The 23,924-nt window shown below is 45.0% G+C and carries 14 protein-coding genes; 6 read left to right on the top strand and 8 right to left on the bottom strand.

Annotated elements, in window-relative coordinates:
- Positions 1-13: 13 nt before the first annotated feature.
- The 7 genes from Q0C11_RS00830 to tadA form a co-directional block, all read right to left on the bottom strand.
- Positions 14-4,555, bottom strand: a complete 4,542-nt coding sequence (locus Q0C11_RS00830) for an Hpt domain-containing protein (RefSeq protein WP_293004889.1) — start codon at positions 4,553-4,555, stop codon at positions 14-16.
- Positions 4,556-4,596: 41 nt separating this feature from the next.
- Positions 4,597-6,771, bottom strand: a complete 2,175-nt coding sequence (locus Q0C11_RS00825; protein ID WP_293004888.1) for a methyl-accepting chemotaxis protein — start codon at positions 6,769-6,771, stop codon at positions 4,597-4,599.
- 98 nt (positions 6,772-6,869) lie between these two features.
- Positions 6,870-8,381 carry a threonine ammonia-lyase, biosynthetic gene (gene ilvA / locus Q0C11_RS00820; RefSeq protein ID WP_293004887.1) on the bottom strand — a complete coding sequence of 504 codons (1,512 nt, stop codon included), beginning with the start codon at positions 8,379-8,381 and terminating at the stop codon, positions 6,870-6,872.
- Between the two features lie 297 nt (positions 8,382-8,678).
- Complete coding sequence (locus Q0C11_RS00815) at positions 8,679-11,564, bottom strand: EAL domain-containing protein (protein ID WP_293004886.1); 2,886 nt, start codon at positions 11,562-11,564, stop codon at positions 8,679-8,681.
- The gene (locus tag Q0C11_RS00810; protein WP_293004884.1) at positions 11,561-13,219 is read right to left on the bottom strand and encodes a FecR domain-containing protein; all 1,659 of its coding nucleotides are present in this window, start codon (positions 13,217-13,219) and stop codon (positions 11,561-11,563) included. The genes Q0C11_RS00815 and Q0C11_RS00810 overlap by 4 nt, the downstream gene beginning before the upstream one ends.
- Before the next feature lie 57 nt (positions 13,220-13,276).
- Entirely contained in the window at positions 13,277-13,756 is a 480-nt protein-coding gene (locus Q0C11_RS00805; RefSeq protein ID WP_293004882.1) for a L,D-transpeptidase, read from the bottom strand.
- Positions 13,746-14,237 carry a tRNA adenosine(34) deaminase TadA gene (tadA, locus tag Q0C11_RS00800; protein WP_293004910.1) on the bottom strand — a complete coding sequence of 164 codons (492 nt, stop codon included), beginning with the start codon at positions 14,235-14,237 and terminating at the stop codon, positions 13,746-13,748. Before tadA ends, Q0C11_RS00805 begins: the two co-directional genes overlap by 11 nt.
- A gap of 133 nt (positions 14,238-14,370) precedes the next feature.
- On the opposite strand from tadA, the gene prmB reads away from it, so the two are divergent.
- The 4 genes from prmB (at position 14,371) to Q0C11_RS00780 (ending at position 19,267) form a co-directional block, all read left to right on the top strand.
- Positions 14,371-15,270, top strand: a complete 900-nt coding sequence (gene prmB, locus Q0C11_RS00795) for a 50S ribosomal protein L3 N(5)-glutamine methyltransferase (protein WP_293004908.1) — start codon at positions 14,371-14,373, stop codon at positions 15,268-15,270.
- Positions 15,271-15,435: 165 nt separating this feature from the next.
- Positions 15,436-17,136 carry an alkaline phosphatase D family protein gene (locus Q0C11_RS00790; protein WP_293004880.1) on the top strand — a complete coding sequence of 567 codons (1,701 nt, stop codon included), beginning with the start codon at positions 15,436-15,438 and terminating at the stop codon, positions 17,134-17,136.
- A 259-nt stretch (positions 17,137-17,395) separates the two neighbouring features.
- A complete protein-coding gene (locus Q0C11_RS00785) occupies positions 17,396-17,518 on the top strand; it encodes a hypothetical protein (RefSeq protein WP_292918670.1) in 123 nt (40 codons plus the stop codon).
- Between the two features lie 750 nt (positions 17,519-18,268).
- The gene (locus Q0C11_RS00780) at positions 18,269-19,267 is read left to right on the top strand and encodes a sulfate ABC transporter substrate-binding protein (RefSeq protein ID WP_293004878.1); all 999 of its coding nucleotides are present in this window, start codon (positions 18,269-18,271) and stop codon (positions 19,265-19,267) included.
- 191 nt (positions 19,268-19,458) lie between these two features.
- Here the strand turns inward: Q0C11_RS00780 and Q0C11_RS00775 are convergent, their stop codons facing one another.
- Positions 19,459-20,442, bottom strand: a complete 984-nt coding sequence (locus Q0C11_RS00775; RefSeq protein WP_293004876.1) for a Gfo/Idh/MocA family oxidoreductase — start codon at positions 20,440-20,442, stop codon at positions 19,459-19,461.
- 381 nt (positions 20,443-20,823) lie between these two features.
- Between Q0C11_RS00775 and Q0C11_RS00770 the strand changes: the two genes are divergently transcribed.
- Both Q0C11_RS00770 and Q0C11_RS00765 read left to right on the top strand, forming a co-directional pair.
- Positions 20,824-21,942 carry a radical SAM protein gene (locus tag Q0C11_RS00770; RefSeq protein WP_293004874.1) on the top strand — a complete coding sequence of 373 codons (1,119 nt, stop codon included), beginning with the start codon at positions 20,824-20,826 and terminating at the stop codon, positions 21,940-21,942.
- 7 nt (positions 21,943-21,949) lie between these two features.
- Positions 21,950-23,860 carry an alginate lyase family protein gene (locus Q0C11_RS00765; protein WP_293004873.1) on the top strand — a complete coding sequence of 637 codons (1,911 nt, stop codon included), beginning with the start codon at positions 21,950-21,952 and terminating at the stop codon, positions 23,858-23,860.
- Positions 23,861-23,924 lie beyond the last annotated feature (64 nt).

Raw genomic sequence — 23,924 nt, 5'->3', positions numbered from 1 at the left:
AATAAATCTTAGGTTATTTTTTTAGAAATTCCGATAAATGATTTAACAATTCTTCTTCTTTGTAAGGCTTGCCAAGAAATATATGTACGCCTAAATCCTTGGCAATCTTACGATGTTTCTCAGCGGTTCGTGAGGAGATGATGATCATCGGAATATGGGCTGTTTCCGGATTCGCACGCACCTTTTCGATCAATTCAAAACCATTCATTTTAGGCATTTCCAAATCAAGCAGCATGACGTCAGGGATGATTTCCTGAAGACTTTCGATCGCTTCGATACCATTCTTCGCAATTACCACGTCGCAGCCTTCACGTTCCAAAAGACGACAGGTTACTTTGCGCACGGTCAGTGAATCGTCCACTACCATGATAGTAGGTGATTTAACTGATTTTTTGTGTGTGGCGGGAGTCAATTCGGGTGCCGGTGTGCTGAGTGCCTTTTGCACATCGCTGCGTTGCATCAATTTGACGGGATTCAGGATCAGAATAATTTCACCATCGCCGGTAATGGTGGCGCCTTCGATACCTGGCGCTTGAGCAAGCTGCGAACCGGTAGTTTTGATGACTACTTCGGTATCGCCTAGAAATTCGTCAGCTTGAATTGCCAAATATTGGGTACCGCTATGCAGAAATAACACTGGATTGTGTTGCGCAATCTCCGGGCCATGATCGGATTCGCCCAATAGCTGCGATAGATGGGAAAATGGATATTTCTTTCCGTTAAATTCAACGCAGCGTTCCTGATAGATTTTCTTTAATGCATCGTGATCAAATTCCCGATGATGCTCCACAATGAAAGCCGGAATCGCATAGGTTTGTTTTCCGGAACGGATCATGAATGTCTGTGCCACAGACAGCGTAAGTGGTAGATAGATCGTGAAGCTTGTGCCTTGATGAAGAACGGAATCGACGCTGATACGGCCGTTCAGCATCAAAATTTCATTCTGGACGATATCCAGCCCAATGCCGCGGCCGGCAATTTCGGTGATGGAATCGATGGTTGACAAACCTTGCGCGAAAATCAATGACATGGTGGTATCGTCGTCAAGAGCTTCCTTTTCCTGAACCAATCCAAGCCGCTGCGCTTCCTCCCGGATGCGTGGAAGGTTCAGGCCACGGCCATCGTCACTGAGTGTAATGATCACTTCATTGCCTTCCTGACGCAATTGCAGGGTTATTTTCCCGCTATCTGGCTTGCCTGCTTGCTGTCTCTGCTCCGATTCTTCGATGCCATGCGCAATGGCATTACGTAGCAGGTGTTCGAGCGGGGGGTTAATTTTCTCTAGCACATTGCGGTCAACCTCAACTTCCGCGCCGAGAATTTCCAGAAGAACTACTTTCCCCATATCCTCGGCCACTTGCCTGGCGATGCGGTAATAACGCTCGGCATAATTGCTAAACGGTATGGTACGAATCTGCAGCAAGGATTGTTGCAACTGGTGGTTGATAACAGATTGCTGCGCAACGGATTCTTCAGCGGCATGATGTGTCGTACGTAAGCTTTTTTGTACGGTGATTATGTCATCAACACTCTCCGCCATCAGTCGCGTCAATTCCTGCAAGCGGGAGAAGCGATCGAATTCGAGCGGATCAAACGTGTGTTCGTTTTCAAGTTGTTGCGCGAGGTGCGATTGCATTTGAGTTTCCGCCTGAATTTCCACTTCGCGCAACTGATCATGTAAACGATGTGTGCTCTCGGCAAGATCCTGCAAAGACTGTTTGAAATTGTTTAATTGCGCCTCAACTTTAGATCGCAGAATACTGGCTTCACCGGAATCATTCATCAGTCGATCAATAAGCTCAGAATTGATGCGTAAAATAGCCTTGGATTGAAGTAGCTCAGTTTTCTCAGGCGGGACCTGATTTTGTGCTGATGTATCCGCTGCACTATTGATATCAACTTGCTCCAAGACCACTGGAGTTCCCATATTTTGCAGCTGTTCAATCTGGCTACTGATGATGTCAAATTCATTTTCTAGCTGATCCAGCGCAGAATCCGACATATTATGCTCATGGAAAGCCGTTTCGACATGGCTTTCCATAGCATGAATCAAGTCGCCCAGCACTACAGCTCCCGTCATGCGGGCACTGCCCTTCAGGGTATGCAATAACCGTAACATCGCACGGTGAATATCGTCATCCCCCGGCAACATGCGCCAAGCCCGTAATTTGCTGCCAACTTGCGGAATGATGTCATAAGTTTCCTCAAGGAATGCTTGCAGCAGTTCCGGGTTGATCTGATCGACGACATCGAAAAGCGGCACAGATTCGACTGACGTGGAGAGCAATGATGACTCCGGCAATGCCACCACTTCTTCGAATTTCACTGCAGGTCCATCGGCATTGACAGCAAAGCCAATGACCTCAGCTTCAGCTTGTTGAGCCAGCAATTCTTTTACTGTCAGTAACAATTCTTTGGCATCAACATGGGTAGTGCCCTGTTCGCGCAAATCTCCGCACCATCCGGTATATGCTTGGCGTGCACGGGTAATCAAGTCTACTAATTGATCGCTAACCGGTATTTGCTCATTCAACCAATGATTCAGCACTTGCTCCAGATTCCACGCGACATCACTCATTTCCTCCAGCTTGACCATGCGGCCACTGCCTTTAAGTGTATGAAATCCACGTTGCAAACTGGTGAGCGCGTCATGATCATAGGCACCAATGCGACACCTCTGCAGATCATTACTGAGTTCCGCCAACACCTGATCCGCTTCTTCAAGGAAAATTTCGAGCAACTCCGAGTCAACATCTTCGCTTGCCACTTCACTGCACACTGTTTCCAATTGTGCTTCGTTGACAGGCGGAATTTGTATTGCTGGTGTCGATTGCGATGCTCTAGTGCGGCGCATTGCCGCCATTTGGAATAATGCAAGCGCTTCCTCGACAATCTGGATACTATCGGGCTGCCCACTTCTCAGTGCTTCAATAAAGAAACCTAGGCTACTTAATCCATCCACAAGCAAAATCTGTTCTGATTCAATGATTACATAATCTGGCTGCAACAGTTTCTCAATCAGATTCTGACAAAGCTTCAATAACGTTTGGGCACGATCCAATTCCAGCATAACCAAAGCACCTGAAACTTGCTTGAATAAGCCTGAAAGCAAAGCTAGTCCGGATCGTTCGCTTGGCTCAAAAAAGAATTTATCCAGAATACTCTCGATTTGCGCAAGATTGGTCAGCATTTCTTGGGCAACTTGCGCCAGTAACTCTTTGTCCTGCGTGCTACTTTCTAACGCGTCAAAGAAAGGAACCACTGGCAATTCGTTAATGTTGACATCACCGGCAGTAACACTATGCAAACGAGAAACCAGAATATCAATCTGGCGTGGCAGTCCTGGCGACAATTTGTAAAAATCATCGAGGATGCTCTCAATCATCAATAAAGCAGTAGCCATTTCCATGGCCAATTCCTCGTCCATATCTTGCGGCTGTGCATGCAAATACGCGGCGGTATCACTCATTGCTTCGATCAGCTTGATTAACGGTGCACACTCCGTTTGCCGCGCTTGGTGCAAGAGCCAATCAAGATACTCTGACAGAGCAACCAAGCTCTCTTGATGCCCCGCACAAAACTCTCGCCAAATATCATTGGCTTGCATCAATGTACCGCGCAATCTTTCCAATAATGGATTTAGAAACTCCGACTGCTCAAATGTCAGCGCATCGGTGGCTGAGAGGCTTGGCCAAGCAAAGCTGCGCTTGATATCATCAATACGCTGTCCGGTCGATTCGCTATGAATAAGGTGATACAACAATTCCCGCATTAACACCGCCGTGTTACCCAATGTTCCAGCAGCCAAGTGACGAATCGCTTGCTCAATCTTCCCGCACAACCTCCGGGTCATGAGGTCAATTTGACTGCCATCCAAAAACAGCAAATCTTCCAAGAAACCAGCCGTCACCCACCAAAAAATACGTTGCTCTGCCGTTCCAGCAAATGCCTCGATCTGATTCACGGCTGCTGCCATTTGTTGCAAACCCTGTTGATTCGAAGGATCACGCAACCACTTCAGCAAACCTGCCTGATATTCGGCGCCCAACTGCTTGCCCAAGGTTTTGGCGGATATGACATCAATATGCGCAGCTGGGTCTTTTAGCACTGGATCCACGATTAATCGCGGGAAAAACAAATCACTTTCGGGTGCATTCTCGAAACCATACACTTGCATTAACGAGCGATAAACTGGGAACAATCGCAACGCATTTTCTTCGGCACCATCGATGAGTTCGTTGAGATAGAACAATAAAGCTTTGGTGGATTGTTTCAGCGCAACAATAACCGACGGGATCAGTTCAATTTTCTTATAAATCAGCGCATCAACTACTTGCTCCATTTTTTCCGTGACGATGGTGACGCTTGTCAGATCTAGCATCTCCAACAAGCCATCCAGCTGATGGATATAATTTCGGCAGTCTTTGATCAGCTTGTCATTATCGGGATGCTGGCTATACATCTCCAGATTCTGATCTATCAATGCAAATACCTGATAAATTCCATCCTTAATGCCAATAATTGCCGAAATGTTAAGTTTAGGTTGAGCGCTCATTTTTCCGTACCCATCAATTCATAGTGAGACCGAAAATACCCTCATACCTTGAAATTAGACACCGATGCTTTCAGCTCTGATGCAAATCCAGTAATCTGTTTAATCGATCCGGTAGTTTTCAGGGTTCCTTGGGTATTCTGTCGGGTAATATGAAGAATTTCTTCCATATTGGCAACCACCTTGTGTGCTGCTCGTGTTTGCGCATTAGTCACATCAAAAATATTCGATACTAAATGAGCGAGCTGCTTGGATACTTGTTCGATCTCCTCCAAGGACCTTCCGGCCGCATCGGAGCGCTTTGCGCCTTTTGCCACACCCAGTGTACTGCGCTCCATCGCAGCGATAGCGTCCTGGGTGTCACCTTGAATCGTAACGATCAATTCGCTGATTTGCTTGCTGGCTTCCGTTGACCGTTCAGCAAGGCGTTGAACCTCCTGCGCGATCACAGTAAAACCATGTCCCGCCTCACCGGCGGCAGTAGCTTGCAGCGCCGCATTCAAAGCCAGCACATTGGTTTGGTCGGTGATATCAGTAATCAATGCGACAATCTCGCCAATTTCCTGTGAACTTTCACCCAGGCGCTTAATCCGCTTTGAGGTATCCTGAATATAGGTACGAATCTCATTCATTCCGGCAATCGATTCACGCACTGCCGATGTGCCTTTTTCCGCCGTTGCCAACGATTGTTTCGCCACTCTTGCGGATTCCATCGCCATATCCGATATTTCGCTGATCGATTCGGTCATGCCTAAAACCGCAATCGTTGTCTGTTCGATTTTTTCCGTTTGATGTTGTGCAGCAGCTAATAACCCGGATGAAACTTGTTGTGCCTGATTGGATGCTCTCACCACTAATGCACTGGCTTGATTAACCTGCTCCACCAGGGTATGCAACTCCTCAATCGTACAATTGATGGCATCGGCAATGGCACCGGTTGTGCGGTTAGTGATATCGGTGCGAACCGTTAAATCGCCGTCAGCAATTCTTTTCATGTTATCCAGCAAATTCACAATGGCTTTTTGTGTTTTGGCCACTTCGTTGCGGCTGGCTAAATCTTGATAGCGCGCATTCTGACGCACTGTCCGGATAAAAAAGATCAACGCAAGCAACACACAAGTACCGAGCATCACCATCAGTCTATTTAGACGCGATATCTTGTGCGAGATTTGCTCCTGAATCTGATCGCCCAATTCGCGCGAGATATCCAGCATTACATCACTCTTGCTTACCATCTCATCAATAGCCAACTGTACCGTTGCTGCTGTAGAAATCTCTTTCTGTATCACATGCAGGTGATCATCGAGCCTTCTCACCAATGCATAAACATGCGAAATCAGGTCCTGAATCATTTCATCCCGACTTGAAGCTACGCCCAAACCGTTCTCGCCTTGGCTTAACGCGTGCGTAATCGCCGAAATATGTGCATGATCCTGTGTCAATTGCGCAGTAACTTCTGCCAGTGGAAATTCGATTGGCAGTAACGTTTTCACATTTCTCGCGACGTTGCGTGCATGCATTCTTATGACTTCCACCGTACGTACTTCATTCGACAGATTGCCAATTTGCACCATACGGCTGATCAATTCTTCACTACGCCTGTTCAGTTGACTATGCGCAATATGGATCGCTTTGATACTGCTAATGAGTTGCAACAGCGATTCTTGCTGACTCAAAATCAGATGGATATTTCCTTCCTCAATTTGCCAGTTTTTAAGATAGGCATCCAAACTCTGCGACGATGCGTCTGCAACGGCAGAGATGGTCTTGCCATGATACAAACCACCTTGCAATAACAGCATAATATATCGATTCAGTTGATTCTGGCCATCTTGCAATGGTGTAAAAGCTGATACATTGCCGGTGATTATTTGCTGGGCGGCATTGGATACACGTAAATGCTGCAACTGTAACTGTGAAACAAGTTCTGGTTGTAGCATATTGTTTCTGGCTTGCTGTACACTGAAAATCAGTGTACTCAGTAGCAGCGCTGTGAAAAACATCACGATGCCGCCCAGTATCCAGCTATGGTTGAGCAAGGTGTTTTTTTTCGAAACATTTTTTTTCGCTGGCAGCACGATAACCGGCAGCTTCTTTCCTATCGCAACCAGACTGGTTGTTAATCCAAATTTAGAAAAATTATTTTCCATTGTTTTCTCCTGCTTTAAGTTCAGCTTGCCTGAATATTCAAGCGCATTGACGGCAAAATCATCCGGCATAACCGATGTCAGCTGCTAGCTTAACCGCAGGAGTATGTGATCAAAAACAGAATAAGACCTGGAAAACAAGGTCTTTTAGATGTGGGATTGTGGATCGATTATGCGAGGAATAATCTATACGCCGGATTCTTGGTTTCGTCCCAATAGCGATAGCCCAATTGATCCAGGAAAGCGTTGAAGTCAGATTTTTCTGCGGGAGGCACTTGGATGCCGATCAACACGCGGCCATAGTCGGCGCCATGATTACGATAGTGGAATAAACTGATGTTCCAGTTATGGCTCATGCTGTTCAGGAAATTCATCAATGCGCCAGGACGATCGGGAAATTCAAAACGATACAAAATCTCGTTTTTGACTTCGCGAGCCCGCCCGCCAACCAAATGTCGGATATGCAATTTGGCCATTTCATTACTGCTCAGGTCTTCGGTCGCCAGACCGCTTTGCTTCAATTCGCTGATCAGCTTTTGAGTTTCCTCCTGATTGCGTACCGATACGCCAACAAAAATATGCGCCACTTTCGAATCAGCATAGCGGTAATTAAATTCAGTAATGCTTTTGGCGCCAAGCAAATTACAGAATTTTTTGAAACTGCCAGGTTGTTCCGGAATCGTCACTGATATCACGGCTTCACGTTGCTCACCAATTTCCGCTCGTTCGGAAATATGCCGCAGACGGTCAAAATTCATATTGGCACCGGACGCGATTGCAACCAGCGTTTTATGCATGATTTTCTCACGTGCAACATACGCCTTGATACCGGCAATTGAAAGCGCGCCGGATGGCTCCATAATCGTGCGCGTATCTTCAAATACATCTTTGATCGCCGCGCAGATGGAATCAGTATCAACCAGAATCACTTCGTCGACCAATTCGCGGCATAAACGAAAGGTTTCCTTGCCCACATGCCGCACCGCCACACCATCCGCAAACAATCCCACTTGTGCCAGTTTGACACGACGGCCACTCTGCAACGAGCGGTACATGGCATCGGCATCCACCGGTTCAACGCCGATAATCTTGATTTTCGGATACAACCGTTTCACATACGCGGCAATCCCAGCGATCAAACCGCCACCACCAATCGGCACAAAAATAGCATGAATCGTACCGGTATGCTGGCGTAGAATTTCCATGCCGATCGTTCCCTGTCCGGCAATGACATCCGGGTCATCATAAGGATGCACAAATGTAGCTTGTTCTTCCTTCGCTAGTTGTACCGCGTGCTCATATGCATCGTTATATGAATCGCCTTTCAATGTCACCGTGGCACCCAGCGCCATGACCGCATGCACCTTGATCTGTGGCGACGTTTCTGGCATCACGATGGTTGCGGAACAATTGAGTTTCTTGGCAGCCAATGCTACCCCTTGCGCATGATTACCCGCGGAAGCGGCAATCACACCGCGATTGCGCACTGCAGGCGGCAGCTTGATCATCTTGTTATAGGCGCCGCGCAACTTAAAAGAGAAAACCTGCTGTAAATCCTCCCGTTTCAACAACACCTGATTATGGATCCGCGCAGATAAATTGGCGACAAGCTCCAACGGACTCTCAATCGCCACATCATAAACCTGCGCGGTCAGTATTCTTTCAAGGTAATTGTTTTTCATAACGAGAAGTGGATAAATTCGAGCGCTATTGTAATCCGGAGCTAGAAGGAGATTTTAGCACGATCGCGGATGACGTAAATTTTGTTGATTGGTGGCGTAGTATTAAAAACGAAGTTACTGCACTTGCACTGAGGAACTTCGCAAGCAATATCGCCATCATTGCTTAAGAATATTTCTGATCGGTTTGCACTAGCGGATTGTTCTCAGTTGCCGATGAATCGATTAATACATTCGAATAAATCCTACACATTTATGAGGCAACCCTTGGAAATTATTCTTTCAGTGCTGTGAATAATATTACTTCAAACCCACAATAGCACATAATTGCTTAATCGAGACCAAGCTTGAGAAATCTGCTTCATTTACTAACTGTAGAATTGATTCATAAGGTATTGGACGGCTGAAAAAGTACCCCTGCTGTAAGTGACAGTGATTTTCCAGAAGAGTCCGAGCTTGCCGCTCGGACTCAACGCCTTCGGCGATGATCGTAAGTCCTAAATTAGCTCCCAATCCGATAATCGCTTGCGTAATAGTTAAATCATTGATATTTTGATCTAGTGCGCGGATAAAAGACTTATCGATCTTCAGAATATCGATCGGTAATTCACGCAATAATGTAAGTGAAGAGTAGCCGGTACCAAAATCATCAAGCGCAATGAGGACACCAAGTCCTTTAATTTGCTGCAATATCACCGCGGCACGTGCCATATCGCTAACGACAGCACTCTCGGTAATTTCGAGTGTTAGTGAGGTCGCTGGTAGCTTGGTTTCAGTTAAAACCCGAGAAAGTGTGGGTAAGAAATTTTCATTCAGCAATTGACGCGGATGCACATTGACTGATACATGAATAGGCTTACTGCTCTGAATAAGTCTATACGCTGCAACGCATGCGGTTTTTAACACTTCTCTCCCTAGTTGTTCCATTAATCCAACGCTTTCTGCTAATGGAATAAATTCGCTCGGTGATAGGTATCCTCGTGTCGGATGAGGCCAACGAACCAACGCTTCCATGCGCACGATGCTTTGTTGATGAACATCAACAATAGGTTGGTATAGCACTTGTAAATGACCCTCATTTAAAGCAATGCGTAATTCTTTCTCAAATTTAAGCCTATCGCGCGTCCAAGCGACAGAGGACTCAGTTGAATAAAATCCGAAACTATTGCCACCTTCATTTTTTATGCGACGCATAGCAGTACTTGCTTGTTCTAAAACAATCTCATTGCCTTTCCCGTCTTCAGAGAAAAAACTAATACCAATGCTGACTGTCACAAAAACTTCCTGGTCATGCAGAAAAAATTGATGCTCGATTAAATCTAAAGCTTCTTGAGCTCTTTGCGCAGCAATATCTTTTTCATGCACATCATTAAATAGAAGAACAAATTCATCACCTCCCCAGCGTGCTAAAAAATCAGCATTTGAAATGATGTTACTGAGTCGCTGTGATACCATTTTCAGCAGCTCGTCGCCTGCGCGGTGACCTAATGCATCGTTAATTTTTTTAAAATTGTCTAAACTAACAAAAAATACAGCAATAATTTTTCCGTATTTTTGCGGTGATGATGTCATTGCTTCAAATCGCTTTAGCAGCAATGCCCGGTTTGGTAAGTTGGTCAATGTATCGTAACTTGCTTGATATTCAACTTGCCTTGTCAATTCAATGGTATCGGTGATGTCAGCAAGCGCAAATAAAAACCCCATCAACGCTTTATGTTCATCACGCAGCATATGGCGCGTAATCCGCACAGCGCGCTTCTCGCCACCAGAAGTTTTTAGATAGCACTGGATAGTACCGATACTGGATGCAGGTATCGGTATTTCTGAATCTATTAACCCAGTAAAAGCAGTCCTATCCTGAATTTTACTAAGATGCATCAGTTTGAGTAACGATGCTCCTTGAGTTTGATTGAGCGTTACGCCAAGGATCCGCTCAGCGCCTTTGTTCATATAAATAATATGATTGCGCGTATCGGTCGTTATAACGCCATCCCCCACAGATTCCAAAGCTGCGCTTGAACCTGCTTTGGCAAAAAAGAGTGATTGCATGAATTCGTTAATGCGTTGCCAACTCAATAGAGGGTAAATCGCTATCGTTCCAACCAATGCAGCACCAGGAGGAAACCAGATATGGAGAAATCGCAAAACGCCCCAAACAACACACAAACCAAAGCCAATTAGCGCAAGGAGCAATGGTATCGTGATGTTTCGCTGAAAAGTACCGAGTGTGAATAATATGGCGAATACCCAGGCTACAGAAATTAAGCTAACTGAATAGTTAGCTAGCGGAAGAATCATGCGGTCATGGATTAACATGGAAAGAACATTGGCATGCCACTCTACTCCACTCATCGGTCGACGGTTAATCGGAGAAACAGGTGTGGCAAATCGGGTTCCGATTCCGGTCGCGGTCATTCCAACAATGATAATCTTGTTTCTTAGGCTAGCTAAAATCTGATCATCCGACAATACCTGAGCATATGATACTTGTAGAAAACTTCGGGATTTTCCGGCATAGGGTATCAATACTTCGTGTGAACGCACCCAGCGCCCCCAGGGGTTAATATTTTCATCAGGAAAACTTTTAATCCAGTTTGCTATGTTTTGGTTAGCTGATGCAGCTAGTGTTAGCGCAAATGCTGGCCACTTGGGTTCTTCGATGCCGGCCGTTAGAAAAACCCGTCGGGCTATACCATCGCTATCCAGTTCAATATCAACGTGACCTAGCTTTGCATGCTGACGATAGATAGGAAGTGGTTCAACAAGATAAACATACTCTCTATTTTTATCAGCAACTGGAGCAACGGGGAGAATGATCATGCCATGAGACGCGATAGCCGCTGCCAGGGAATGATCCGCCTCAGGGTCGTTGGTTTGTGGTTCTGAGAATATCAGATCAAACGCAACTGAGTGGTTACCAATACTCTCTAATCGCTTGATTAATTCGGCATGTACACTTCTTGACCAAGGCCAACGCCCTAGCGTCTTTATGCTTTCCTCATCAATTGCAACGATAACAATATCATCATCCGGTGGATAATATTGTATAGTGGAAACTTGATCGTAAATAACTGCGTCAATACGTTCTAATACTGCAAAAAAGGACAACAATCCCACACTTGTTATCAGCAGGATCGCACGCAAAACAAATGTGTTGCGAAATGCGCGATCTACCCACCGGATCATAAAAGTAGATCAATCAGCGGTGCGAATGGCAACAACAACCAATAGGGATTAGCGTAAGGGATATCGATTTTTTGTGATGGTCCCCAAGGCCCTTCATAACCATCGGCTTCGATCGTTTTCGTACGCAAGAAATATTGACCTCCGTCAGGTCGTGCAACTGTCAATTGGGTTGCTGGGGTTTTCTCATCGTATAAAATTTGATTAAATGTCTCGTCGCGTGCTAACTGGAAATGAAAACTTTGATCTTCGCCACCGGCTCGCCATGCAAATGTCATTTGTGTTTTATCGAACTTTGTTGCTTCCATAGTTGGCCCTGGGAAGGGCATCCGGAATGACATGGCATCTGTAAACGGCCCTACACCTTCAGTCGTGGAAACCGATGCAATACGCCAAAAATAATGGCCCGGCGGCAAAGGATCGGCCAACCGGAAGGTATTGTTCGTAACTTCGACGTTATCCATCGCAGTTGTTGCGAATCCGGGGTCCTGACTAATCATAACGCGGTAATGCGCCGCTTCCGGCTGAATCGACCATTGGAATTCGCGCTTGACCGGGTCAACCATGCCTTCAGGTAATGGCGCAATAATAAAAGGAGGTTCCGGACGAGCATTCAGTGTGAAAGTTATCGTGGCGTCATGCCCTTCAATACCGGCAGCATCAATGCCTCGAACTCGCAGCCAGTAGTCGCCATCTGGAATATCACCATCACGGAAAGGTAATTTGTCTGTAGTAAACTCAGTCCATAAATTCTGGAAATTTTGATCATTAGCAATTTGGGCACGATATGTCACAGCACCCGCAAGCGGATTCAATGAAATCACCAAAGGTAAGCGTTCATAGAGCACAGGGGTATTGCTCAAATCCGGCGCAGACAACAATTTAACCGGTGAACCGGGTGGCGCACCGGGTACTGTGATCGTTCCAAAACCCGCCGAAACTGCAATTTCCTTTTTCTCACCCTCGACTTGCACTAAACCGGATAACACCTCACTGCTCGTATGCTCATCCTTGGTTGCTGTTCCAACCCGAAAATCAGTACCTCTCACGGAACTGACGGCAGATGGTGTTCTAATTCTAAAGCGGGTACCGATCCCTGGTTTTTGTGGCACGTCACTCTCGGTCCGACCCTGCTGCAATTCGATGAGCGTATCCACCGACCCGTTGTCACCCAGCACATTCATTTCGCTGATACGAATCTGGCTATTTTCTTGTAATCGGAGTTGCGAGTTATCGAAGAACTTGAGGGTGACAAAGGAGTCATTTTCGCTGCGCACTTCATCGCCTGTATTTAACTTCATTCCTGTTTCGGCGGGAACTTCCGTCGCATTCTTGCGTTTTACATGAACGCTACCATGCACATGAATCACTTGGGCATAAATTCCGCTAGTTTGTATTTTTGACCACGCAACGGGCATTCTGATTTTGGTGCCGAGAGGAATTGTATAGGCATCAGATATTTTATTGAGTTGCTGCAAACGAGCTGCATACTGCGTACTGATCAAGTGCTGCTCGGAAATATTCCAGAGATTATCTCCTGCGTTCACGGTATAAATCCATTCATCCGCGACCACCCGAGTGGAAAATAAAAGCAAACTGACTAATAAAAACATGCAGCGAGCAAATCTGAATCTTTTAAGGATTAATAGAGATTCCATTTTCCCTCCCAATTGCAATAGCTTATTCTGAATGTTAAGGGAAAATCAATTTATTTTCTATGCAATTATCTCTACCTGTGTTCCTATGCCCACCAGATCAAACAATTCCACCAAATCGCTATTGCGCATGCGAATGCATCCGATAGATCCGGGCTTGCCCATCGTCACACTATCCGGCGTGCCATGTATGTAGATATAGCGACGCATGGTGTCCACCAAACCCAGTCGATTAAAACCCCGTTCACAGCCGGATAGCCATAAAATACGCGTCAGAATCCAATCACGTTTAGGAAATTGTGCAGCCAGTCTCGGTGAATAAATCTCACCGGTAGGACGTCGCTTAATAAAAACCGTATTGACAGGTTGGCCAGTGCCAATTTTAACGCGAATGATGTGTTTCCCCAGCGGTGTACAGAAGCTACCATTTTCCTGCCCTGTACCGTTCTTTGCCGAAGAAATGAGATATTGCCGGACGATTTGCCCCTGTTCATCCATTACATCCATTTGCTGGGTAGCGATATAGATATCAATTTTCATGTTTACTCCGTTTCGTTGCATTGCGCCTTTGTGCAAAAAACTGCTTTAACAATGCGCCAGCCTCAGGTGCCATGATTCCTGCATCAACTAATAAGTGATGATTCAATCGCGTTTCCGCAGGTAAATCCATAACGCTGCCGCAGGCACCGGTTTTGGGATCCGTTGCAGCATAGACCAGGCGTTGGATACGAGCGTGAAAAATCGCGCCGATGCACATTACGCACGGCTCCAATGTGACATATAGCATACAGTCCGGCAAACGGTAATTAGCCATATGATTGGCGGCATCGCGCATTGCAATGATTTCAGCATGTGCAGTTGGGTCGGCAACAGAAATCGGACGATTAAAACCACGCCCGACTATGACGCCATGCCGCACTACTACAGCGCCGACTGGAACTTCACCGCACGCTTGTGCTTGCTGCGCCAATTCCAAAGCAACCTGCATGAAATAATTATCTGTATCGATATTCAATATGATGTATCCAGAATAATTAGCATGTGAGCTTCTTTCACATCTCAGTTTTTATGCTACATTGCAGTTTCATCAATATAGCCAGTTATTTCCACTGCTTCTACATGAACATTTCAGCTTCTCGGTTAATTTAATGCCCATGATCACTCAAGTTCAATCGCAACTGCATACCATCCGCGATTTGCTACGTTTCGCGGTCAGCCAATTCAACAAAGCCGGTTTGTATTTTGGCCATGGATCGGCGAATGCATATGATGAAGCGGCGTATCTTATTCTGAAAAGCTTATATTTACCACTGGATCAACTAGAATCGTTTCTGGACGCGCGTATCACAACGGACGAAAGCAATCACGTACTAAAAATAATTGAGCGCCGCATTAAAGACAGAATTCCTGCGGCTTATCTGACGCATGAAGCTTGGCTCGGTGAATACAGCTTTTATGTCGATGAGCGCGTAATCATTCCACGCTCTTTCATTGCCGAATTACTGCAAACACAGCTATCCCCATGGATCATTGATCCGGATGTCATAACCACCGCACTCGATCTCTGCACCGGCTCCGGTTGTCTCGCCATTTTGATGGCGCATAGCTTCCCCAACGCCACGATTGATGCCGCCGACATTTCCGCTCAGGCGCTTGCTGTAGCACACAAAAATATACAGAATTACGGACTGGAAGTACGAGTTGGTCTGATGGAATCCAATCTATTCTCAGCGTTACAGAAGAAGCGCTACGATCTAATTATCAGTAATCCGCCCTATGTCAACGCCGAATCGATGGCGCAATTACCTCAGGAGTACCGGCATGAGCCAGAAAATGCGCTGGCAAGCGGTGCGGATGGACTGGATGCAACGCGCCAAATTCTACAACAGGCCGCCAAGCATTTAACTGGCGACGGAATCCTGGTCGTTGAAATCGGGCATAATCGCGCAGCATTGGAACTAGCCTATCCGGGATTGCCGTTTACCTGGCTGGAAACCAGCGCTGGAGATGAATTTGTTTTTTTGTTGCAGCGTGACCAGTTGCCGCGTGAGTAACTGAAATCTTACAGCTACAACCCGCTCAGTATGCTAATGTGAGTGATCGGGCCGGTATTTAAGGGCGGATTTGCTTGTATAAGAAAATCTGGCTTATTCACAATTTCCTGATAGTTTTAATATGCAGTTACAATAGCTTTCATTCAAAATTCTTGGTAACCAATCATGAAAACATTCGACTTCTATGACCGTGGCTCCAATCGCCCCTGGATTAATCCACTGCTCACTAATGCTGTCATCGTTGGGCATACAACAGCTACTAGCACTAAGTTGTGGATGCGAGCGTATCAGGAAAATACATACCGTATGGTTATTTGTCCTGAGCCGATATTAGCTGACAATGAGGCGGCTACCGATTGGACGCCTGAAACGAGGACGGTAAATGGTAAGGAAGTTTTTTTTCTGAGGAGTGTCTCGAATCAGGACAGCATTCGCGAAATACCGAATGCACTCCTTACTGCATCCTCAGATCTAAAATATGCCCATGATATTACGGAGGTGTGGGAAGTCACCGGGCTAAAGCCAGGTCAACGCTATTTTTATGCAGCTTTCGCACTTAATCGGACAATAAGAAAAACGCCATGGGAGATTATTCCCAATAATCAATTCAATCGTTTCAAAACTCTGAATGAAGTACAAGAATCCATGACATTCGGTCTTTTCAGTTGCCACATGCCGTATAAGAAAAATTCGTTTGATCTTGTAAATATTCATATGTGGGATCGTTTTGGTGACGAACTTGATCAACGTAATGGTGACTTTATTCTAGGTGTTGGGGATCAGGTCTACGTCGATGGCAATTCCAAAGTCAGCATTTGGGAGTGGCTGAGAAAGAACCGTAAGGAATTTGTGCAGGAAGTAAAGCAAGAGGATCGTGTAGAAGTCATGCGTTCATGGTATCGCGATATCTATCGGGGCTATTGGGGCCATCGCCAACTGCGGTGTGTATTGTCGCGTTTCCCCACTTATATGATATGGGATGATCATGAAATCCTCGATGGGTGGGGCTCTTATGATGCCAAGGAAAGACAGAATTTGCTGGACTCATGGTGGGATTGGGATAGCGATGAAGAGAAGCTTTCTCTTTTTTATCAAATGTATGAGGCTGCAAAGCTGACTTATTACGAATACGAGCATGTTCATAATCCTACCACTCCTGACAATCAATTTGATTATGCATTTAGTTGGGGCGAAGCAGCTTTCTATGTGCTCGACATGCGCGGACAACGTGATTATACACGCACGACCGATGACCGCATTCTTGGTCAAGCTCAAATGCAACGCTTTAAGGATTGGCTTGAATCTGACACATTTAAGCGTGCTACTTCCGTTTTTGTAGTTTCACCCGTGCCCGTCGTGCACGTAAAGAGCTTTGTAGTCAACTATCTTGATATTCTCGCTTTAAAGGATGATATGCGTGACCAGTGGGAGCATGAAACAAACTGGGTAGAGCGCGATGAACTATTGGGCGCAATTTTCAAAGCAGCCAATACGAATGGAAAATCACTCTATTTACTGAGTGGCGATGTGCACATTGGGGCAGCGTTTCGCATGAGCCACAAAAAATATCCGGGTACCCATGTTTATCAGCTGACATCGAGCGCTATCACGTATGATCTACCTTGGGCGCAAGCATCTGCGCTAGCTTGGGCGATCAAGGATCACGGTTTTTTGCAGAGAGATCAGGATGGTAACGAACCCAATGTAGCATTCCGATTACTCATGGAGCCTTGTAGAACCAATAATTTTGCATTGGTTAATGTACAAAAGAATGATCAAAATAAAGTAGAGGTCAATTGGGATCTTTATGGTTCTGCTGAACGAAATACTTCTGTGACTAAGTTGGAGCGGCTAACTCTCATTTAGTTGGGAACTAACTGTTGGAAAGCAAGCTATTATCTCAAGCGCGATTCTGTATCAGGCTCTTGTAATTTATTTCTGGAGATTAATTGAATAATCTCCAGAAATATGCGTTCATCTTTATAAAATTTTCCGAATTTCTCTGGACAGGGCTGCCATATTCTGGTATTAAGAAGTCGGTCTTTCTCGCTTTTTTGAATGGCCGAAGAGCTGTTTCACTTAACTCATATATCATAGAACTATAATTTTATAGGAGATAACGGACATGAAATATTCTCTATTAATTGCAGCTATTTTCGCATTCTTTTTAGTTGGCTGTAGTGATCCAAAACCAGGCCAATATCCACCAAGCCTCTATGATGGCAATAAACAAGGAGATTCTCAGTAAATCGCTACTATAGACTTTTAGAGATTTACGAAAAATCTCGTAAAAATTGATGTAATAGCAGGAGAACTAGCGTGATAACAATCTGTTAAGTTTTATTTTCTGACTAGAAAATCGTTAAAGAACGATATCTTGAAAACTATGGGGTCCTGGAATTTCACCAGGCCCCCTATCCAAAGATGAATGTTGTGATTTCTCTAGCGTCGTTTTCGTCAAGTTAAAGGAGATCGGCTGAGTACACGCAAAAAGACGCATTTAACACCACCCGATCAATAACAGAGCTGGCAAGAACTGTGCATGAAACCAGGAAATAAACTATCGTGGCACAGACACCATAAATTGACGCATCCTGACCAACCATCTATAAAGTAGTCAATGAACCAAAAAGCGAGAATTTGCGCCAATAAAATTGGGCAGCAAACACTCTCATAAGCAAAATATGCTGGGGAATATAGCATGCAAAAACCTCCCTTTATTTCTCGACAACAGCATATTATCTGCCTTGCAAGCTCGCTATTTCTAACCTCACACTACTATCTACTATCAATGACATGACGCCGTTTAAAGCACCCCATAGAGAGGAAACCCATGCCAGTCTGATCGACTTATCCACAGCTGCGTAGTATTATGGCTATGTATGCTATGCATTCATTCCGTCTAGTCAACTTTAAACCGATATCAGCAGCACTATCATCCAATCATCTCGAATCAATCTCTTATAAATTGTTTGTAATTTGTATGTGAGGAACCATTATGAGCATTAAAACATGGCTAACCATAAGCTTCTTGGCAGTAGGTTTCTTGATCAGCAATATCGTATTGGCGGAGAAAACCTTACTCAACGTTTCTTACGATCCAACACGGGAGTTATATCAAGAATTTAATCAGGCATTCGCACGACACTGGCTAGCAAAAACTGATGAAACAATCACAATTAAGCAATCTCACGGCGGTTCCGGCAAGCAAGCACGTTCCGTTATTGAAGGATTGGAGGCCGATATCGTATCATTGGCTTTAGCCAATGATATCAATGCAATCGCAGAAAAAACCCAATTACTACCGGAAGATTGGCAAAAACGCCTAAGTCATAACAGCACACCCTATACATCGACCATCATTTTTCTGGTACGCAAAGGAAATCCCAAGGGAATTAAGGATTGGGTAGACCTGGCACATCCTGATGTATCGGTCATTACACCAAACCCAAAAACATCCGGTGGAGCGCAATGGAACTACCTGGCAGCTTGGGAATATGGCAAACGGCACTATGGCGAAGATAAAGCGAAAGATTTCGTCCGCAAGATTTATCAGAATGTTCCGGTACTAGATTCCAGCGCACGTGGCTCCACTGCCTCGTTCGTAGAGCGTGAAACCGGAGATGTTTTAATATCATGGGAAAACGAGGCGTTCCAGATACTTAAAGAATATGGCACAAGGAAATTTGAAATCGTCATTCCTTCTCTAAGCATCCTGGCTGAACCAGCCGTCGCATTAATTGACAAAATTGTCGATAAGAAAGGTACGCGGAAAGCTGCCGAAGCCTATCTCCAATATCTCTATTCAGAAGAAGGGCAAGAAATCGCAGCCAAGCATTTTTTCAGACCCACCAGTGCTAAAGTCGCTGAAAAATACACAGCGCAGTTTCCCAAAATAGAATTATTCAATATTAATGACGCCTTTGGCGACTGGAAAACCACACACAACACTCACTTCTCCGATGGCGGAACATTCGATCAAATCTTTTTGAAATAGTAACAATTCTAATCAGCAATAAATTTGCTCCGCACGCCCTGCACCTATCCCCGTGGCAAGACCTCTGGGAATTGCGAGTTAAATCGAGGAAACCAGGATGTAACATCACAGTCATCTAAATGTTTTATAATGAGCATTGCCACTAAAATCTAGAGTGACCATCCAAATAATTGACTGTTGTCATCCAGCGATTAAGCCGACACATCCCCAGGATATTTCAAGCCGATTTTTTTCCTAATCTGATCCATCGTTTCCATCAAAGCTAAGGATTCAGCAAGAGTAACGCTTGCACTTTCTAATTTTCCTTCTCGAATGCATTGATTAACTTCTGCAGCTTCATGCTCGTATCCCGCGCTCCCCCATGTGATTCGAGGCAATTTTCTTGAACGCCAAAGAACAGCCAAGCGGGCACGCCAAAACATGGGAATCCAAATCATTCCTTTGGTACCCATAATAAAAGCATTATGCGGAGTGCGCGTTCGAATGGAGCTTGATAGTAAAGCAAGCTGCCCCTGTGGATATTGCAGCATGATACCAGCTTGCTCGTCGACACCGGTTGCACCCAGAAATGCCAGCGCTTGAATTTCTGAAGGTTTCGGGCCAAAGAGATGAGATGCCAAAGCAAGAGGATAAATACCGACATCCAGAATTGACCCACCGGCAAGAGCAGGATTAAGCAATCTATGTTGAGGTTCCCACGATGCCCTGAATCCGAGATCGGCTTTGAGCATCCGAACTTCCCCGATCAACCCGTCCTTAACCCACTGCATCGCACGCTTATACACAGGATTAAACCTCGACCACATGGCTTCCATAAGAAAAAGCCGCTTTTCACCTGCACAAGCAATCATTTGGCATGCTTCTATCGCATTCAGCGCAAATGGTTTCTCACATAACACATGCTTTCCATTTTCCAGACACAGAAGCGTATGACTCTTGTGGAAATTATGGGTTGTAGCTACATAGATAACGTCAATACCCGGATCTTTGGCTAGTACCTCATATGAGTCATACGCGCGAGAAATGCGATGCTTTGCTGCGAATGCCTCCGCTCGCTGGATTGATTGTGCTGCCACGGCGACAACTTCAGCGCCGGGGGTCTTTCTAAGATCAGAAACAAAGCGATCGGCCATTAGTCCCGCGCTTAATATACCCCACCGGACCAATGCAACCATAGAAAAAACTCCTTTAGCTAATGAGCTTAAATTGTTTGTATTTTTATCAGTTCATAGAATCATTCAAGCATATCAAACTCATCCAACGAGTGAATCTCGGATGCTTCTTCATCCATCTCTGCTGATAATTTTATCGCAATATCATTCAGATAAAGTAGGATCTTCTTAATTAGCATGAATTCTCAACTTAAATGGTTTTCATTGCTGAGAATTGAATATAATCTCAACATTCAAACAAATACTATCCTGTTACAGCATAAACCTGAGCCTTGATACATAACTTAATATCTAGCATAAAGGGCCTCTGAGATTTAGATTGCGTTGCTGCACAGTTCACTTCGACCCACTACTTTCAATTCTAAAACAAAGGAATCTTTAGCTGTGCTTTACCATACCAAAAAAGTAGAGATTAATTTAGGCTATGCGTGCAATGCTAAATGCCCTTTTTGCTATTACTATGATTCCGTCATCACGAAATCCAATGAAAACACGCTGACTACAGAGCAAGCGAGAAAACAGCTCAAGCAAGCCAAAATGCTTGGGATACAAGAAATCGAGTTTACCGGAGGAGAAGTGACGCTACGTAAAGATCTACCCGAATTGATCACGTATGCTAAAAAAGAACTTGGCTTTTCCATTGTCTGTTTGATTACAAACGGCATCAGGTTATCTAAGCGGGATTACGTCGCCAGTCTCGTCGCTGCAGGTGTCGATGATATATTGTTCAGTATCCATGGCCATGATGCGCCAACTCATGATGATCTGACAAAAGTTCCGCGCAGTTTTGATCACATTCTGGAAGCTATTGACCACGCAAGTGAATTTGGTTTAAGGGTGCGAACCAACACAGTTGTCTGCAAAACAAATTTCATGTACCTGACTGAAATTATGCAGTTGCTCATTAAAAAGAAGGTCGATAACATCAATTTCGTGATGTTCAATCCGGTGCTACAAGCAAAGAATATTGATATCGTTAAAGAAGTGTATGTCAATTACGCAGATGCAGGCCGAGAGATTATTAAAGCAATCAAGTCGTGCGAAGCTGAACTCCCTCATTTCAATGTAAGATACATGCCCTTTTGCTTCCTTCCCGGTTACGAGCAATATGTGACAAACATGGATCAAATGACCTTTGATCCGGACGAATGGGACAATTTCACAAGTTTCCTGATCAGAAAAGGTAGTTTCGTTACCTGGCTCTGCCTGATACTCGGCATTCTTAAAACACCGTATCTTACTTTTGTTGCCAAATATGGCTTCAGAGCAGTATGTACAGCAGGACTCAGCCGCTTCTATGTATTCAAAGATAGAATTAAAACCAAAAATTGCAAAAAATGTGCTTATGAGAATGTATGTGACTATCTTTATCGGCATTATCACGACATCTATGGGGAAGCGGACGTAATCCCCATACCTGGGAAAAAAGTGTCTAACCCGGCGTGGATCATGAATGCAGCAAAAATACGCAAACCGGGTGAGTTGCCTAAAAAGATGAACTGAGTCGCATATGAGTCTGGGCGAATCTCTATATCGCATCCGGAGACGGGTATCGCTTGTCGGCATGTGGATCAAGTTGCGCGCAGGTTATGGCTTGCCTTTCAACAAGACTATCAATCCGGAGAACCATACGTTCTGCCGCAGTGAACTGTCTTGCCTTCCTCAGCTTCATTGGGATTTTGAGGACTTAGAGCTACAGAATCTCGTCACTAAAAGTGACCAGCAAGTTTGCGCCATTCCCAATTCAGCAAATCATGCAACCTCCGCAAACGATCTGTGTTGGCACAAAGCGCCAGACACCGGACACTATTGGCCCCTAAAATTCTTTGCGCAAATCCCTTTTGCACCGGGCAATCCGATTGGAGATATTCAATTTGTTTGGGCTCGTTCCCGGTTACAAAATTTGGTCACCATCAGTTTGGTTGGCAATCTAACAGATGATCCTTGCATCAAACGCCAAGTTATTCGGCGAATGGAAAAACTAATGCTGTCGTGGATCAGTGCGAATCCGTGGCTGAAGGGCGTAAATTATATTTCTACTATGGAATGTGCGCTCAGGCTGATAAGTATCTGCCATGCATTTGATAGTGTAAGAAATGAGAATATTAGTCAGCAAACTTGGCAGGCACTTGTGTATCTTGTACACAACCACGCCTACTTCATCCGGCGAAGACTTTGTCTTTTTGCTTACGCCGGGAATCATACCCTCGGAGAATGTGCTGGGCTTATTTACGCCGGCATACTCTTTCCCGAACTACCCGACTCGGAAGAATGGCTGGCTGTTGGCTTAAAAATCATGGCGCAGGAAGCAAATGCTCAAATTCTTCCGGATGGAGGAAATCGCGAACAATCGTTCCGATATCTAGCGATGATGGTTGATCTGTGCGGACTGGTCACCTGCCTGCTCAAACATCATGGTAGATCCGCTCCCAGCGATATCGAACAAGCCTGGCTTCGTGGTAGAAATTTTTTACAAGCATTTGCTTCATCGCCTGATAACTTACCTGCGGTAGGGGATAGCGACGATGGCTATGCATTGTCGCCATATCTCCAATTATCATGGAAAAATAGCCTTTGTGAATCCGAATTACCAGTACAGTCGCTGCAAATTTTTGCAGCATCCGGGTACTCGAGAATTCTAGGAGCGGCAAATCATGGCGATATGCGATTCAGTCATGGCAAACTTGGATTAGCAAGTGCGTTCGGGCATGGGCACGCCGATGCTTTATCTATTTGTTGGGATCTTGACGGAAAACCATTATTAGTCGACCCAGGCACATATCTTTATGACGGGAATCCGCATTTCAGGCATTACTTTCGCGGCACATCGGCCCATAACACAATTGTGGTGGATGATACTGATCAAGCATTGCAGAATAAGGAATCCGCATTTGGCTGGTCACGCGCATACACTGCAAAACTAATATGGCACAGTGAAAATCTTAATGGCAAGACTGTAATCCTGGCCAATCATAATGGCTATGCTGATAGTGGAGTAATGCACTGGCGAGCGCTTGTCTATGACCATCGGTTCGGAAGGTGGATGATTTGGGATCGCGTGGATGGCACGGGCGAACACGCCCTGGCAATGCACTGGCATGTTGATGCACATGCCGAAATGATGAGTGATGAAATTGTCATAGATTGCGCAGGTAAGTCATGGTTTGTTAGCATACAAGGTGGCAAATCCTGCTTATATCGTGGGAATGAGCAGTTGCCATTGGGCTGGATTTCCAGAAAATATGGTGCAAAGGAACCCCTTAACACCCTAAGGACAGAAACCCGTACTTGCTTGCCCCATGAATTTCTGACTCTTATTACCCCAAGCGAAGAAAATCAAACTGAATTTTCCATCGATGACAACTTAGTCAACATGCTACGAGACAAATGTGTAGAAACTCAATCAGGTCAAAAAACTTAATAAAAAGCTCAGCTCAGATTGTAATGATGCCCTGTGTATAGATCAAAGAAATCGACGTACACAA

The organism is Nitrosomonas sp. (assembly GCF_022842015.1).
In the GTDB taxonomy this organism is placed as follows: domain Bacteria; phylum Pseudomonadota; class Gammaproteobacteria; order Burkholderiales; family Nitrosomonadaceae; genus Nitrosomonas.
The sequence above is the reverse complement of the archived record's forward strand: the minus strand, read 5'-3'. Positions and strand labels throughout refer to the sequence as shown.

What these genes read in the sequence shown, in the direction of transcription:
- Q0C11_RS00830 (WP_293004889.1), bottom strand. Translation starts at nt 4,555, where the DNA reads ATGAGCGCTCAACCTAAACTTAACATTTCGGCAATTATTGGCATTAAG.
- Q0C11_RS00825 (WP_293004888.1), bottom strand. Translation starts at nt 6,771, where the DNA reads ATGCCGGATGATTTTGCCGTCAATGCGCTTGAATATTCAGGCAAGCTG.
- ilvA (WP_293004887.1), bottom strand. Translation starts at nt 8,381, where the DNA reads ATGAAAAACAATTACCTTGAAAGAATACTGACCGCGCAGGTTTATGAT.
- Q0C11_RS00815 (WP_293004886.1), bottom strand. Translation starts at nt 11,564, where the DNA reads ATGATCCGGTGGGTAGATCGCGCATTTCGCAACACATTTGTTTTGCGT.
- Q0C11_RS00810 (WP_293004884.1), bottom strand. Translation starts at nt 13,219, where the DNA reads ATGGAATCTCTATTAATCCTTAAAAGATTCAGATTTGCTCGCTGCATG.
- Q0C11_RS00805 (WP_293004882.1), bottom strand. Translation starts at nt 13,756, where the DNA reads ATGAAAATTGATATCTATATCGCTACCCAGCAAATGGATGTAATGGAT.
- prmB (WP_293004908.1), top strand. Translation starts at nt 14,371, where the DNA reads ATGATCACTCAAGTTCAATCGCAACTGCATACCATCCGCGATTTGCTA.
- Q0C11_RS00790 (WP_293004880.1), top strand. Translation starts at nt 15,436, where the DNA reads ATGAAAACATTCGACTTCTATGACCGTGGCTCCAATCGCCCCTGGATT.
- Q0C11_RS00785 (WP_292918670.1), top strand. Translation starts at nt 17,396, where the DNA reads ATGAAATATTCTCTATTAATTGCAGCTATTTTCGCATTCTTTTTAGTT.
- Q0C11_RS00780 (WP_293004878.1), top strand. Translation starts at nt 18,269, where the DNA reads ATGAGCATTAAAACATGGCTAACCATAAGCTTCTTGGCAGTAGGTTTC.
- Q0C11_RS00775 (WP_293004876.1), bottom strand. Translation starts at nt 20,442, where the DNA reads ATGGTTGCATTGGTCCGGTGGGGTATATTAAGCGCGGGACTAATGGCC.
- Q0C11_RS00765 (WP_293004873.1), top strand. Translation starts at nt 21,950, where the DNA reads ATGAGTCTGGGCGAATCTCTATATCGCATCCGGAGACGGGTATCGCTT.